Origin of the sequence: Mycolicibacterium aromaticivorans JS19b1 = JCM 16368 (assembly GCF_000559085.1) — a bacterium.
GTDB classification, from domain to species: Bacteria; Actinomycetota; Actinomycetes; order Mycobacteriales; family Mycobacteriaceae; genus Mycobacterium; species Mycobacterium aromaticivorans.
The window spans coordinates 228,307-241,906 of the sequence record NZ_JALN02000001.1 but is presented as its reverse complement, the minus strand read 5'-3'; the positions used below and the strand labels follow the sequence as shown (position 1 = coordinate 241,906).

Sequence of the window (13,600 nt, the reverse complement as noted above, 5' to 3'; positions counted from 1 at the left end):
CCAGAACAAGTAGCGGAGGGCCGAGATCATTCCGCGGGTACGGCCAGCCTGGTCGGCGACGAGCGGCCGCGCAGCACGACCTCGTCGCCCAGTGTCCAGAAGCGTTGCTCGTCGGCGTCGGCGGCTTCCAGGGCGGGCGCGGACGCGAGCACCCCGGCGCCGGTCTTCTTGGCCATCTCGCACAGTCGGGACGCTTCGTGCACGGGGTCGCCGATGACGGTGTACTCGAAACGGTGGTGGGACCCGATGTTGCCGGCCACCACGATGCCTGCCGCCACCCCGATGCCCACCGAGATGTCGGGAACGTCGCGGCGGAGGCGATCGGCGATCGCCCGGGCGGCGGCCAGCGCGTTGGTCTCGGGGTGTTCCTGCGCCACCGGTGCACCGAACACCGCCAGTGCGCCGTCGCCTTCGAACTTGTTGATCAGCCCGCCGCAGCGCTCGACCTCGTCGACCACCACGCCGAAGAATTCGTTGAGCAAGTCGACGACCTCGACCGGCGGCCGGCTGCCCACCACCTGAGTCGATCCGACGATATCGACGAATAACACAGCGGCCGAACACTCTTCGCCGCCGAGGTTGATGTTGCGCTTCTCGGCCGCCAGCGCGACGTCGCGCCCCACGTGGCGTCCGAACAGATCCCGGACCCGGTCACGCTCGCGCAGCCCCTCGACCATCCGGTTGAACCCCCGCTGCAGTTCGCCGAGCTCGGTGCCGTCGAACACCACCACATGGGCGTCGAGATCACCGTCCTCGACCCGCTGCATCGCGGCGCGCACGACCTGAACCGGCGTCGCGATCAACCAGGACGCGATCAGAATCAGGATGAAGCCGAAAATCGCTGCGGCACCGGCCAACAGCAAAACCGCCACCGACAGCTGGGTCACCGTCATGTTGCGCAGTGTCAGGGTGAAACCCGCCGCCAGAGCGATCCCGATGACGGGCACGCAGGACCCCAGCACCCACGCCATGATCGTGCGGCCCAGCACTCCCGGGCCGCCGCGGTGCTCGGGTGTGCCGGTCTCGAGCGCTTGAGCCGCGACCGGACGCAACGCGAACTCGGTGAAGAAGTAACAGCTCGCCGACACCACGATCCCGCTGAACGTGATCCCGAACAGCATCTTGGGGATGTATCCCGTGTCGACCATGCCGTACAACGTCGTCAGCAACGCCGCACCAACGCCCCAGAGCACCAACGGGATAACGGTCAACTGCCACGGGGCGCGGAACGTGTTGCGCTGATCGCGCGCGGTCGGCGGGCGGTCCTCGATGGACCACCGCAATGCGTCGAGGATGCGCCGGGTGGCCCACACCCAGCCGACGATCACCGCCACGACCACGTAGGCCGGGGCCACCACGGTCGTGATCAGGTGGGCGCGGCCGGCGAAAATGTTGGGCACCGGGATGGCGACCGTGATCACCGACATCGCGACGGCGACACCGATGAGGTTGGCAACCACCACGAAGACGGTGAGGATGAGCTGGATCCGAATGCGCCGGCGGCGCTGGCTTTCCGAGACCCGCCCCAGCAGCCAGGAGCCGTACTCCGGGGTGGCCTGCGCCTGGGTGCTCTGCTGGGTGAGCCACTCCAGGACTCGGTGAGTTCGTGGTGCGGGCATCAAACAGTCAGCCCGGCCGTCGAGTCATAACGGCCGGGCTGTACTGGTGAGGCGGAGTTGATCAGCCGACGAACTGGTCGAACGCCCACTGATACTGAGGCGGGATGACCTGCACGCCGCACTGCTTCTGCAACGTGCCCAGCGGAGCCAGGAGTGCGGTGAACTCCTGGTATTCCTGCGGGTTCGACTGGGCATAGGCCTGCAGGGTGGCGGAGGCCTGAGCGCGCGGCTGCAGCGCCGCGGTCATCAGCATCCGCTGCCCGTCCGGGTGCGTGTTGAGGTAGCCCTGGATTGCGCCCTGAGACTGGGCGACCTGGGCATCGACGGCGGGCTTGCTGCAGTCCGGCGCCGCGACGGCGGCAGGAGCGGCGATGACGGCCGATGCCAGACCGACCGCGACTGCGCCGAGACAGATGCCGAGCGTGCGCCGGGTGCCGGCGGCTTCAGCAATGTTCATGGGGTAGATCCTCCCGATAGTGGCGATTGGTGCCATTGTGGCCTGTCCGGACGGTCCCGACAAGGTTGCTGCTAGCCGTGCGTTTTCGTCCGCTCAAGCGTGCAACGCTGCGCGTAGAGCGGCTAATCCACGGTCGGTCGCCTCGGTGGCGGCCGGCACCACCCCGGCGTAACCGAGGTAGCCGTGCACCAATGTGTCGGCCAAATGCAGTTCGACTGTTACACCCGCGGCCGCCAGCAGCTCGGCGTAGCGGGCACCGTCATCGCGCAGCGGGTCGTGGCCGGCGACGGCGACGTAGGCCGGGGGCAGACCGGAGAGGTCGGCAGCGCGGCCCGGCGCAAGGGCGGCGGGCGGATCGGTCAGGTCGACGTGGCCGGCATACCACCTGGTGAACGCCTCGATGGCGGCATTGTCGAGCACCGGTGCATCGGCGTTCTCGGCGAACGACGGCAGCGAGTTGTCCCACATCGTCGACGGGTACCAGAGGAGCTGGAACGCGATCGGCGGCCCGCCGTTGTCCCGGGCCAATTGCGCCACGACCGCCGACAGCGTGCCGCCCGCCGAGTCGCCGGCTACTGCCAGTCGCGAACCGTCCGCCCCGAAACCGTCGGCGTTGTCGGCCACCCACCGGGTGGCTGCCCAGACGTCGTCGACCGCGGCCGGGTAGGGATACTCGGGGGCCAATCGATAGTCGACCGACACCACCAGAGTGCCCGCGGCGCCGGCGTGTTCGCGGGCCGTGCCGTCGTGGGTGTCCAGGTCACCGACGGCGAAACCGCCGCCGTGGAAGTACATGGTCACCGGCGGGTTCGCGATGCCGTCCGGCCAGTAGACCCGGACCGGAATCGGGCCTGCGGGCCCGTCGATCTGGTGATTCTCCACCCGAAGGTCCGGGTGTACTGGGCGGCGCGGCAGATCGCGCAGCCGGCGGCGCGCCTCATCGATGCCGCCGTCGACGGTCAACTGGAACGGCACCGCGTCCAGTACCTTCTGCAAGATGGCATCGACCGGCGGTTTGTCCGAGCTGGGCATGAAATCACCGTACTTACGCACCCTGACAACCTGGTGGGCGGTCGGTGCCGCGGTCGCGATCGGCTATGGCGTCTTCCTGGCCGTCGAGGCGCTGCGACTGCCTGACAACGCACAGCTCACCGGCCGGTTCCCCGGCCAGCCCGCCGTCAAGGCGCTGATGGCCGTGCTGCTGGCGGTGGCTGCGCTCTGGCACCCGATCGTCCGCGAGCGACGCTGGCTGCTGGCGGCCCTGCTGTTCTCGGCGGGCGGTGACTTCTTCCTGGCGATGCCCTGGTGGCAGCCGTCGTTCGTGCTGGGCCTCGGCTCGTTCCTGGTGGCCCACCTCTGCTTCCTGGGCGCGCTGCTGCCGCTGCGGGGTACCAGCCGGCCGCGCCTGGTCGTCTGCGCCGTCGTGTTCATCGCCTGCGTGAGTTTGCTGATCTGGTTCTGGCCGAGCCTGGTGGCCGATGGGCTGACCATCCCTGTCCTGGTCTATATGGCCGTGCTGGCCGCCATGGTGTGTTCGGCGTTGTTGGCCCGGCTCCCCACGGTGTGGACGGCGCTGGGGGCGGTGTGTTTCGCGGTGTCGGACGGGATGATCGGCATCGGCCGCTTCGTGCTGGACTCCAACGCGCTGGAGGTCCCGATCTGGTGGGCGTACGCCACCTCACAGGTGCTGATCACGGCTGGCTTCTTCTTCGGCCGCGCCGGGTCTGACGACAAGACGGCGGCTGACTAAACGTTTGTCGGCGTCGTCGTTAGTCTTCGACGATGCCGATCCGGCGCGCCGCCGAGCACGAACCCATCGCCCGGGTGCTGCCGATGCTGTCGGTGCCGCACCTGGACCGCGAGTTCGACTACCTGGTGTCGGCCGAACAGTCCGACGACGCCCAGCCAGGGGTGCGGGTGCGGGTCCGCTTCCACGGCAGGCTGGTCGACGCGTTCGTGCTCGAGCGACGGTCCGACACCGACCACGTCGGCCAGTTGGGCTGGCTGGACCGGGTCATCTCGGCCGAGCCGGTGCTCACCCCGGAGGTGCGCAGGCTGGTCGACGCCGTCGCCGCCCGCTACGCGGGCACCCGCCCGGACGTGCTGCGGCTGGCCATTCCGCCGCGGCACGCCCGCGCCGAGAAGATGCAGGCCGAGGCGTCGCTGCTACCCGTCGTCGAGCCGGTCGACCCGGCAGGCTGGGCTCGTTACGGCCGCGGCGACCAGTTCCTGACCGCCCTGAGTGAAGGCCGGGCCGCCCGTGCGGTGTGGCAGGCGCTGCCCGGCGAGCAGTGGTGCGACCGGATCGCCGAAGCCGCCGCGGCCGCGGTCGGCGGCGGCTACGGAGTGCTGGCCGTGGTTCCCGATCAACGCGACATCGACGCACTGTGGCAGGCCGCGACCGCCCGGATCGACCCGGCCGCCGTCGTCGCGCTGTCGGCGGGACTCGGGCCCTCCGCGCGCTACCGGCGTTGGCTGTCGGCGCTGCGGGGCCATGCCCGCCTGGTCATCGGCACTCGCAGCGCGGTGTTCGCGCCCGTCGAGCGCCTCGGTCTGGTGATCGTCTGGGACGACGGCGACGACACCCTTGCCGAACCACGCGCCCCGTATCCGCACGCCCGCGAGGTGGCGATGCTGCGCGCGCATCAGCTGCGCTGCGCGGCGGTGATCGGCGGCTTCGCCCGCACCGCCGAGGCGCACGCATTGGTACGCAGTGGCTGGGCGCATGACCTGGTGGCGGCGCGGCCGCTGGTGCGGGCGGAGGCCCCCCGGGTGGTCGCCCTCGACGACGAGGGGTACGCCGAGGAACGCGACCCGGCTGCCCGCTCGGCGCGGTTGCCCTCGCTCGCCCTGCGCGCGGCCCGCGCTGCGCTCGAGCACGAGGCACCGGTATTGATACAGGTCCCGCGCCGGGGCTACGTGCCGTCGGTGGCGTGCGCGCGCTGCCGCACGATCGCGCGATGCCGGCACTGCATGGGACCACTGTCACTGTCCGAACGGGACGCCGCCGGAGCGGTGTGCCGCTGGTGTGGCCGGATGGACACCGCGCTGCGCTGCCGGCGCTGCGGCTCGGACGCGATCCGCGCGGTCGTCGTCGGCGCGCGGCGGACCGCCGAGGAGATGGGCCGGGCCTTCCCGGGCACCGCGGTGATCACCTCGGCGGGCGACGCCGTGCACACCGAGATCGAGCCGGGACCGGCGCTCGTCGTGGCAACCCCCGGCGCCGAACCCCGGGTGAAGGGCGGTTACGGCGCCGCGCTGCTGCTGGACAGTTGGGCGTTGCTGGGCAGGCAAGACCTGCGCGCGGCCGAGGACACCCTGCGACGCTGGATGGCCGCCGCCGCGCAGGTACGGCCCCGCGGCGACGGCGGGGTGGTGGCGGTGGTCGCCGAATCGGCCATCCCGACCGTGCAGGCGCTGATCAAGTGGGATCCGGTCGGCCATGCCGAAGCCGAGCTGGAGGCCCGCGCCGAGGTCGGGCTGCCGCCGAGCGTGCACATGGCCGCCGTCGACGGCGGCGCGGCCGCGGTCGGTGCCCTGCTCGACCACGCCGAACTGCCCGAGGACGCCGACCAGCTCGGACCCGTCGACCTGCCGCCGGGTGTCCGCCGCCCACCCGCCACCGCACCCGGTGAACCCGTCATCCGAATGCTGGTACGGGTCGGCCGGGACGAGGGTCTGGCGTTGGCCGCCTCGCTGCGCACCGCCATCGCGATCGCCAGCGCCCGGCACGACCATGAAGCAGTCCGGGTACAGATCGATCCGTTGCACATAGGGTGAAACCCGTCGAAACGGGGGAGGTGCGATGAAGTGGGCCGGTCGGGTCATCTGGCTCTCGATCGCCGCCTTGCTCATCGTTATCGGCCTGCCGTGGCCGCTCGCGTTCACCGGCAGCCTGGTGCAGACCGTCCAGAGCTTCGCGGCGCACGAGAAGGCCATCCTGGACCATGTCGCCGACGGGCGGACCGCGTTGGCCTCGGCGACCACGGGAAAATCTGTGGTGCAACGGAATTCGGCTGAAAAAGAGTTCGGCAGCGCGGTCGGTCAGGTGCTGGCGGTGAACCGGCTGATCACCACGATTCCGACGATGTTCGTGGCGCCGATGGCCGGGGTGTCGCAGCGCGAGTTCTACCAGGTGCCAAAGTAGAGGCATGCGAATCGTTTTCGCCGGCACACCAGAACCGGCCCTGCCGTCGCTGCAGCGGCTGATCGACTCACCGCGCCACGACGTGATCGCGGTGCTCACCCGTCCGGACGCGGCCGCCGGACGCCGCGGCAAACCCGCGCCGTCACCGGTTGCGCGACTGGCCGACGAGGCAGGGATCCCGGTGCTGCGCCCGGCGCGGCCCAACTCGCCCTCGTTCATCGCCGAACTGACGGAGCTGGCGCCGGAATGCTGCGCGGTGGTGGCCTACGGCGCACTGCTGTCGGAGGCGTTGCTCGCGGTTCCCCCGCACGGCTGGATCAACCTGCACTTCTCGCTGCTGCCCGCCTGGCGCGGCGCGGCGCCCGTGCAAGCCGCTATTGCGGCCGGCGACTCCGTCACCGGCGCAACGACTTTCCTGATCGAACCGAGCCTGGACTCCGGTCCGGTCTACGGCGTGGTCACCGAGACGGTGCGACCCACCGACACCTCCGGTGACCTGCTCGACCGGCTGGCCGTCTCGGGAGCCGGCCTGCTGGAAGCGACGCTGGACGGCATCGGCGACGGAAACCTCACACCGGTGCCGCAGCCCGCCGAGGGAATCAGTGTCGCGCCGAAGATCACCGTCGAGCAGGCGCGGATCTCCTGGGACCTGCCTGCTCACGTCGTCGACCGCCGGATCCGCGCCGTCACCCCCAATCCCGGCGCGTGGACGATGATCGGTGATCTACGAGTCAAGGTCGGCCCGGTCAGCGTCGACGAGGCGGCCCCGGCGTTGGCGCCGGGGGAGATGACCGTGGACCGGTCCGGGGTTCGGGTGGGCACCGGGTCGCAGCCGGTACTGCTCGGCCAGGTGCAGCCGCCCGGCAAGAAGCTCATGAAGGCGGCGGACTGGGCCCGCGGTGCCCGGCTCGACCAGACGGTGCGGGCATCATGACTGAGCGACCGGAGCGGGCAGGACGCGGTAAACCGCAGGGCAGCAAGGGCTTTCAGAAGCGTGACCGAACCGGGGCGCCCCCCGGGCGGGATCGTGCCCAACAGCGCCCGCCGCGCAGGCCGCGGCGCACGCCGCTCGATCCGGCCCGTCAAGCGGCGTTCGACGTGTTGCGCGCGGTATCGGAGCGGGACGCCTACGCGAATCTGGTGCTGCCGTCGATGCTGGCCGAGCGCGGCATCCACGGCCGCGACGCGGCATTCGCCACCGAACTCGCCTACGGCAGCTGCCGCACCATGGGTCTGCTGGACGCCGTGATCGCGGCCGCCGCGGGACGCCCGATCGAGCAGATCGACCCGGTGCTTCTGGACCTGCTGCGCCTCGGCAGCTATCAGCTGCTGCGCACCAACGTCGCCGAGCATGCCGCGGTGTCCACCACCGTCGAGCAGGCCGGCATCGAATTCGACAGTGTCCGAGCGGGTTTCGTCAACGGCGTATTGCGCACGATCTCCGGCCGCGACGAGGCCGGCTGGGTGGCCGAACTGGCCCCACCCAAGGACACCGATCCGGTCGGTCACCTGGCGTTCGTCAACGCACATCCACGCTGGATCGCCCAGTCGTTCGCCGATGCGCTCGGCGCCCACGCCGGGGAGCTGGCCGCCGCCCTGGCCGCCGACAACGCCCGCCCCGGTGTGCACCTGGCAGCCCGCCCCGGTGTGCTCACCGCCGACGAGCTGGCCAGCGCGGTCGACGGGACCGTCGGCCGGTACTCGCCGTACGCGGTCTACCTCGGCGGCGGTGACCCGGGCCGGCTGGCCGCGGTGCGCGAGGACAAGGCGCTGGTGCAGGACGAGGGCAGCCAGCTGGTGGCCCGGGCACTGACGCTGGCCCCGCTGGTCGGCGACGACGGCGGCCACTGGCTGGACCTGTGCTCGGGCCCAGGCGGCAAGACCGCGCTGATCGCCGCGATCGCCGTGCAGCAGGGCGGCACCGTCACCGCGATCGAGCCTGCCTCGCGCCGGGCCGAGCTGGTCGAGCAGAACACCCGCGGCCTGCCGGTCGAGGTGCTGCGCGTCGACGGCCGCGAGTCGGCGCTGCAGCCCGGCAGTTTCGACCGGGTACTCGTCGACGCGCCCTGCACCGGACTGGGGGCGTTGCGGCGCCGCCCGGAGGCCCGCTGGCGCCGCACCCCGGCCGACGTCCCGGTGCTGGCCAAGCTGCAGCGCGAACTGTTGGGCGCCGCGATCACCCTGGTCCGCCCCGGCGGGGTAGTGCTCTACGCGACCTGTTCACCGCATCTGGTCGAGACCGTCGGGGTGGTTTCCGATGCGCTGCGCCGCCATCCCGTCACCGCACTGGACACCCGGCCGCTGTTCGCCCCGGCCGACCAACTCGGTGACGGCCCGCACGTGCAGCTGTGGCCGCACCGGCACGGCACCGACGCCATGTTCGCGGCCGCTCTGCAGAAGACTGTTTAATGGCTGCCATGGCGACACCCTCTCGTCCGATGATCGCCCCGTCGATCCTGTCCGCCGACTTCGCCCGCTTGGCTGAGGAGGCCGCCGCGGTCGAGGGCGCCGACTGGCTGCACGTCGACGTGATGGACGGCCACTTCGTTCCCAACCTCACATTGGGTCTGCCGGTGGTGGAGAGCTTGCTCAAAGCGACCGACATCCCGATGGACTGCCATCTGATGATCGACGACCCGGACCGCTGGGCGCCCGGCTACGCCGAGGCCGGCGCGTACAACGTGACGTTTCACGCCGAGGCGTGTGACAACCCGGTCGCGGTGGCACGTGATATCCGCGCCGCGGGCGCCAAGGCCGGCCTGTCGGTCAAGCCGGGCACCCCGCTGGAGCCGTACCTGGAGGTCCTGCGGGACTTCGACACGCTGCTGGTGATGTCGGTGGAGCCGGGTTTCGGCGGCCAGAGCTTCATCGCCGAGGTGCTGTCCAAGGTTGCGACCGCCCGCCGGCTGGTCGACTCGGGTGAGCTGACGATCCTCGTCGAGATCGACGGCGGCATCAACGCGGACACAATCGAGCAGGCCGCCGAGGCCGGCGTCGACTGCTTCGTCGCCGGCTCGGCGGTGTACGGCGCCGGTGACCCGGCCGCGGCGGTCGAGGCGCTGCGCAGGCAGGCCGCCACCGCATCGCAGCATCTGCGCATATGACCGCACCCACTCCGGCGGAATTCGACGCCGCGATGCGGCTGGCGATCGACCAGGCGCAGCGGGTCAAAGGCTCGACGTATCCGAATCCGCCTGTGGGAGCGGTCATTCTGAGTGCGAAGGGCGAGGTCGTCGGAGTCGGAGGCACTGAGCCGACCGGCGGCCCGCACGCCGAGGTGGTCGCGCTGCGGGAGGCGGGGGAGCGTGCGGTCGGCGGCACCGCCGTCATCACGCTGGAACCGTGCAACCATCACGGGCGCACCCCGCCGTGCGTCGATGCCCTGATCCAGGCCCGGGTGGCCACGGTGGTATACGCCGTCGCCGATCCCAACCCGGTGGCCGCCGGTGGTGCTGACCGCCTGCGCGGTGCCGGAATCGACGTTGTCGCCGGAGCGTGCGCCGAGGAGGCGGCCGCTGGTCCGCTGCGGGAGTGGCTGCACAAGCAGCGGGCCGGACGTCCGCACGTCACCTGGAAATTCGCCACCAGTGTGGACGGGCGCAGCGCGGCGGCGGACGGGTCCTCGCAGTGGATCACCAGTGCGGCCGCCCGCGCCGACCTGCACCTGCGCCGCGCCGCGTGCGACGCGATCGTCGTCGGCACCGGCACGGTGGACATCGACGATCCGACGCTGACCGCCCGGCTGCCGGGTGGCGGGCTCGCCGAGCGACAGCCGCTGCGTGTGGTGGTGGGCATGCGGGAGATCTCGCCGGAAGCCAATGTGCTCAACGAGGATTCGCACACGATGGTGATCCGCACCCATGATCCGCACGAAGTGATCCAGGCGCTGTCCGATCGCACCGATGTGCTACTTGAGGGCGGGCCGACGCTGGCCGGCGCGTTCCTGCGGGCCGGTGTCATCGACCGGATTCTGGCCTACGTCGGGCCGATCCTGCTCGGCGGTCCGGTCACCGCCGTCGACGACGTCGGCGTGCCCAGCATCGCGCGGGCGCTGCGCTGGCGCTACGACGGCGTCGACCGGATCGGGCCGGACTTGCTGCTGAGTCTGGTGCCAGGCTAGCCGGCGAACGTCTCGACCAGTTGCCCGCAGAACGCCGGCAGATCATCGGGCTTGCGGCTGGAGACCAGCGTATTTGGGCCGCCGGTGCACACCACGACCTCCTGGTCCACCCACTCGGCGCCGGCGTTGCGCAGGTCGGTCTGCACGCTGGGCCACGAGGTGATCTGACGGCCCTCGACCACGTCGGCCTCGATCAGGGTCCACGGCCCGTGGCAGATCACGCCGACTGGCTTGCCCGCATCGAAGAAGCCCTTGACGAAGTCGACCGCCGAGGAGTTGGTGCGCAGCAGATCGGGGTTGGCCACCCCGCCGGGCAGCACCAGACCGTCGTAGTCGGCCGCCGAGACGGTGTCGGCCGCCTTGTCCGCCTCGAAGGTGTCGGCCGGGGTCAGGTGATTGAACGCCTGGACCTTGCCGACCTCGGTCGATACCAGCTCCGGGGTGCCGCCGGCTTTCTCGACGGCTTCCCACGGCTTGGTCAACTCGACCTGCTCGATGCCCTCGGGGGCGACCAGGAATGCGATCTTCTTGCCAGAGAGTTCGTTGCTCATGACCAGTCGGGTACCCGCCGACCGCGCGGTCAATACCCCGGGTTGGTCAGCGGTGCCACCGACCAGTTCGACAGCTCCGTCGGACCCAGAATGCGGTGACGGGTCTGGCCCGCGGTGTAGAACGTGAATTTCGTGGCGCGGTAGCACTGTTCGAAGCAGTCGAAGGCCCGCCCGTCGGCGTCAAAGCTGACCCCGCGCACCCGCACTATCGGGTCACCCTCCGGCATCTCGAGATGTTCGGCCTCCCAGCTGCTGGGGGTGTCGACTTCGAAGGCCTGCTCGGTGTATTCGTCGGTGAGTTGGTAGCGCTCCTCGATGAAGCGGTACAGCGATCCTCCTTCGGCCAGCAGATCGTGGTCGATCGCCGGTACCCGGTCCAGCGGCAGGACCGCGCGTTCGAGGATCTTGTCGGTGCCGCCGATGACGCGCTTGCGCCAGATCTCCCACACCGGTTGGCCGGGGTCGACGCCGAGTGCGGTCGCGATCGTCATGCTGGGCAGTCCGACACTGATCGAGATCAGAGCCGTTCTGACAGTAGGCAACCCGAGTTCGTTGTCCAGCAGGGTGTGCAGCAGCTCGCCCGGCCGGGTCGGGTCGCTGGCGATGCGCGGCTCGGCGACGAAGGTTCCCAGGCCTTGTCGCCGGGTGATCTTGCCGGCTCGCTCGAGCTCGTCGAGAGCGCGCCGGACGCTGATGCCACTGACGCCGGCGATCTCGGCCAGTTCGGTGGTCGACGGCAGTCGATCACCGGGTTGTAACCCACGCTCGGCCATGATCCCGAGCACCAGGTCATAGACGTGCTGGTAGCGCAGCTTGCGCTCGGTGGACGCCCCCGCGCTGTCGGCGCGCTTCGTCGTCGGCATCCTCACGTCCTCCGTCCTGAAGCCATCAGCTTCATGCACTCAGTATGCAGTTACCCAGGTATGTCCATAATCATGCGGTAAGAGCTGGGATTTCTTACGGCTCATTGGAAAAGTTTCCGAAACATTTGCGCAATTATCCGGCAATCAACATCACTCATACTACTCTGTATACAGAGTGAGACTCGAAGGGATTGTCATGGCCTCAGCGATGGATCGTCGGAAGTTTCTCCGGACGTCGGCGGTGGTTGCGGCCGCACTCAGCGGCGCGGCTGCGCTGGCGTCGTGTGCTCCGCAGACCGCAAGCAGCACCGTGCTGCGGGTCGGGTCCACCACCGACATCGACTCGCTGAACCCGTTCACCGCCGACTCCACTCAGTCCGATGACGTCCTGCAGCTGGTCTACGACCGGCTGATGGGCTACGACGCACAGCTCAACATCCAACCCTCGCTGGCCACCGACATGCAGACGGCCGACGGCGGTAAGACCTTCACCTACACGCTGCGGTCCGGGGTGAAGTGGCACGACGGCAAGGATTTCAGTGCCGACGACGTCGTGTTCACCTTCCTGATGGTGCGCGACAACGACTATGGCACGTACGGGGCCTACCTCAAGGACCTCACCGACGTGGTCAAGGTCGGCGACAACCAGGTCCGGCTGACGTATTCGCAGCCACAGACGCTGCAACCCGGCGTCATCATGCCGATCGCCCCCAAGCACCTGTGGGAGAGCGTGGCCAAGAACGATCTGCCCAAGTACGCCAACGACAAACCGGTCGGAACCGGACCGTTCAGCTTCGTGTCGTGGGACAAGGGCAGCGTTGCCACCGTTATCCGAAACGACTCGTGGTGGGGTACGAAACCGGCGGCGCAGAAAGTCACCTGGACCAAGTTCGGATCCGACGACGTGGTCACGCAGGCGCTGCGTACCGGAGACATCGACATCGTCCCGGAGGTCCCGCCGACGATCTACACCGGACTGCAGAATGCCGCGGACGTCAAAACCACTGCGATGGAATCGTTCTCGTTCCACATGATCGGCTTCAACTGTTCGACCGCACCGGGATCGAAGGGTAACCCCATCCTGAAGGATCAGGTCGTCCGTCAGGCGCTGGCCTGTGCCGTCAACCGGCAACAGCTCGTGGAACTCGCGCTGGCCGGTTACGGAGAGCCCGGCACCGATCTGCTGCCGCCCGCTTTCGGCGATTTTCACTTCGTCCCCGCACCGGACGCGGTCCTGGACAACAACCCGGCCAAGGCCAAAGAACTGCTCGACAAGGCCGGCTACACCGATCGCAACGGCGACGGTATCCGAGAGTCCAAAGATGGTGCACCGCTTGACTTTCGGCTGTTGGTGATCGCCGATACCACTGTCGACATGAAGGCCGCCGATCTGTTCATCACGGCCGCCAAGGCCATCGGTGTGAACCTCAAGCTGTCCAGTACCGATGCCGACAGCATGAGCGCGACGGTCTACAACGCCGAAACGCCGGACTGGGATGTCATGATCTGGGGCTGGGATTCTTCGTTCTACGACCCGTCCTACCTTTTGGGCATTCCCACCACCGACCAGATCGGTGGCAACAACGACACGTTCTGGACCGACCCGCGCTACGACGACCTCTACCACCAGCAGTCGACGACCATCGACCGCGGCGCACGGGTCGCACTTGTGCAGGAGATGCAGGCGATTCACTACGCCGCCTGCCCGTACATCGTCATGTGGTACCAGAAGAAGTTGACCGGGACCCGGACCAACACCTGGACCGGTTGGCAGCCGATGAACGGCGGCATGATCCTCAACTTCCCGCGGGTGAACTACCTCGACGTGAAGCCGGCCTGAGCA

At 69.2% G+C, this 13,600-nt stretch carries 13 protein-coding genes; 8 read left to right on the top strand and 5 right to left on the bottom strand.

The window, feature by feature from the left end:
• Nucleotides 1-26: 26 nt before the first annotated feature.
• The 3 genes from Y900_RS01110 to Y900_RS01100 form a co-directional block, all read right to left on the bottom strand.
• The gene (locus Y900_RS01110; RefSeq protein ID WP_036337998.1) at nt 27-1,619 is read right to left on the bottom strand and encodes an adenylate/guanylate cyclase domain-containing protein; all 1,593 of its coding nucleotides are present in this window, start codon (nt 1,617-1,619) and stop codon (nt 27-29) included.
• A gap of 61 nt (nt 1,620-1,680) precedes the next feature.
• Nucleotides 1,681-2,076: a hemophore-related protein gene (locus tag Y900_RS01105; RefSeq protein WP_036337995.1), complete on the bottom strand. Its 396-nt coding sequence runs from the start codon at nt 2,074-2,076 to the stop codon at nt 1,681-1,683.
• A gap of 93 nt (nt 2,077-2,169) precedes the next feature.
• Complete coding sequence (locus Y900_RS01100) at nt 2,170-3,108, bottom strand: alpha/beta hydrolase (RefSeq protein WP_036337991.1); 939 nt, start codon at nt 3,106-3,108, stop codon at nt 2,170-2,172.
• On the opposite strand from Y900_RS01100, the gene Y900_RS01095 reads away from it, so the two are divergent.
• The 7 genes from Y900_RS01095 to ribD are packed head-to-tail and all read left to right on the top strand — an operon-like array spanning nt 3,107 to nt 10,343.
• The gene (locus Y900_RS01095) at nt 3,107-3,826 is read left to right on the top strand and encodes a lysoplasmalogenase (RefSeq protein WP_192827548.1); all 720 of its coding nucleotides are present in this window, start codon (nt 3,107-3,109) and stop codon (nt 3,824-3,826) included. The two genes, Y900_RS01100 and Y900_RS01095, sit on opposite strands and share 2 nt — an antisense overlap.
• 32 nt (nt 3,827-3,858) lie before the next feature.
• Nucleotides 3,859-5,856, top strand: a complete 1,998-nt coding sequence (locus Y900_RS01090) for a primosomal protein N' (protein WP_109750996.1) — start codon at nt 3,859-3,861, stop codon at nt 5,854-5,856.
• Nucleotides 5,857-5,881: 25 nt separating this feature from the next.
• Nucleotides 5,882-6,223: a LemA family protein gene (locus Y900_RS01085; RefSeq protein WP_051659814.1), complete on the top strand. Its 342-nt coding sequence runs from the start codon at nt 5,882-5,884 to the stop codon at nt 6,221-6,223.
• A 4-nt stretch (nt 6,224-6,227) separates the two neighbouring features.
• A complete protein-coding gene (gene fmt, locus Y900_RS01080; RefSeq protein ID WP_036337986.1) occupies nt 6,228-7,157 on the top strand; it encodes a methionyl-tRNA formyltransferase in 930 nt (309 codons plus the stop codon).
• The gene (locus tag Y900_RS01075) at nt 7,154-8,632 is read left to right on the top strand and encodes an RsmB/NOP family class I SAM-dependent RNA methyltransferase (protein WP_036337983.1); all 1,479 of its coding nucleotides are present in this window, start codon (nt 7,154-7,156) and stop codon (nt 8,630-8,632) included. Before fmt ends, Y900_RS01075 begins: the two co-directional genes overlap by 4 nt.
• 29 nt (nt 8,633-8,661) lie before the next feature.
• Nucleotides 8,662-9,327, top strand: coding sequence for a ribulose-phosphate 3-epimerase (gene rpe, locus Y900_RS01070; protein ID WP_036337980.1), 666 nt, complete (start codon nt 8,662-8,664; stop codon nt 9,325-9,327).
• Nucleotides 9,324-10,343, top strand: a complete 1,020-nt coding sequence (gene ribD, locus Y900_RS01065) for a bifunctional diaminohydroxyphosphoribosylaminopyrimidine deaminase/5-amino-6-(5-phosphoribosylamino)uracil reductase RibD (RefSeq protein ID WP_036337977.1) — start codon at nt 9,324-9,326, stop codon at nt 10,341-10,343. Before rpe ends, ribD begins: the two co-directional genes overlap by 4 nt.
• On the opposite strand, the gene Y900_RS01060 is transcribed toward ribD, so the two are convergent.
• Nucleotides 10,340-10,894 carry a type 1 glutamine amidotransferase domain-containing protein gene (locus tag Y900_RS01060; RefSeq protein ID WP_036337974.1) on the bottom strand — a complete coding sequence of 185 codons (555 nt, stop codon included), beginning with the start codon at nt 10,892-10,894 and terminating at the stop codon, nt 10,340-10,342. The two genes, ribD and Y900_RS01060, sit on opposite strands and share 4 nt — an antisense overlap.
• 29 nt (nt 10,895-10,923) lie before the next feature.
• Nucleotides 10,924-11,757, bottom strand: coding sequence for a GntR family transcriptional regulator (locus Y900_RS01055; RefSeq protein WP_036337971.1), 834 nt, complete (start codon nt 11,755-11,757; stop codon nt 10,924-10,926).
• A 196-nt stretch (nt 11,758-11,953) separates the two neighbouring features.
• Here Y900_RS01055 and Y900_RS01050 point away from each other — a divergent pair, with 196 nt between their 5' ends.
• A complete protein-coding gene (locus Y900_RS01050) occupies nt 11,954-13,597 on the top strand; it encodes an ABC transporter substrate-binding protein (RefSeq protein ID WP_081844947.1) in 1,644 nt (547 codons plus the stop codon).
• Nucleotides 13,598-13,600 lie beyond the last annotated feature (3 nt).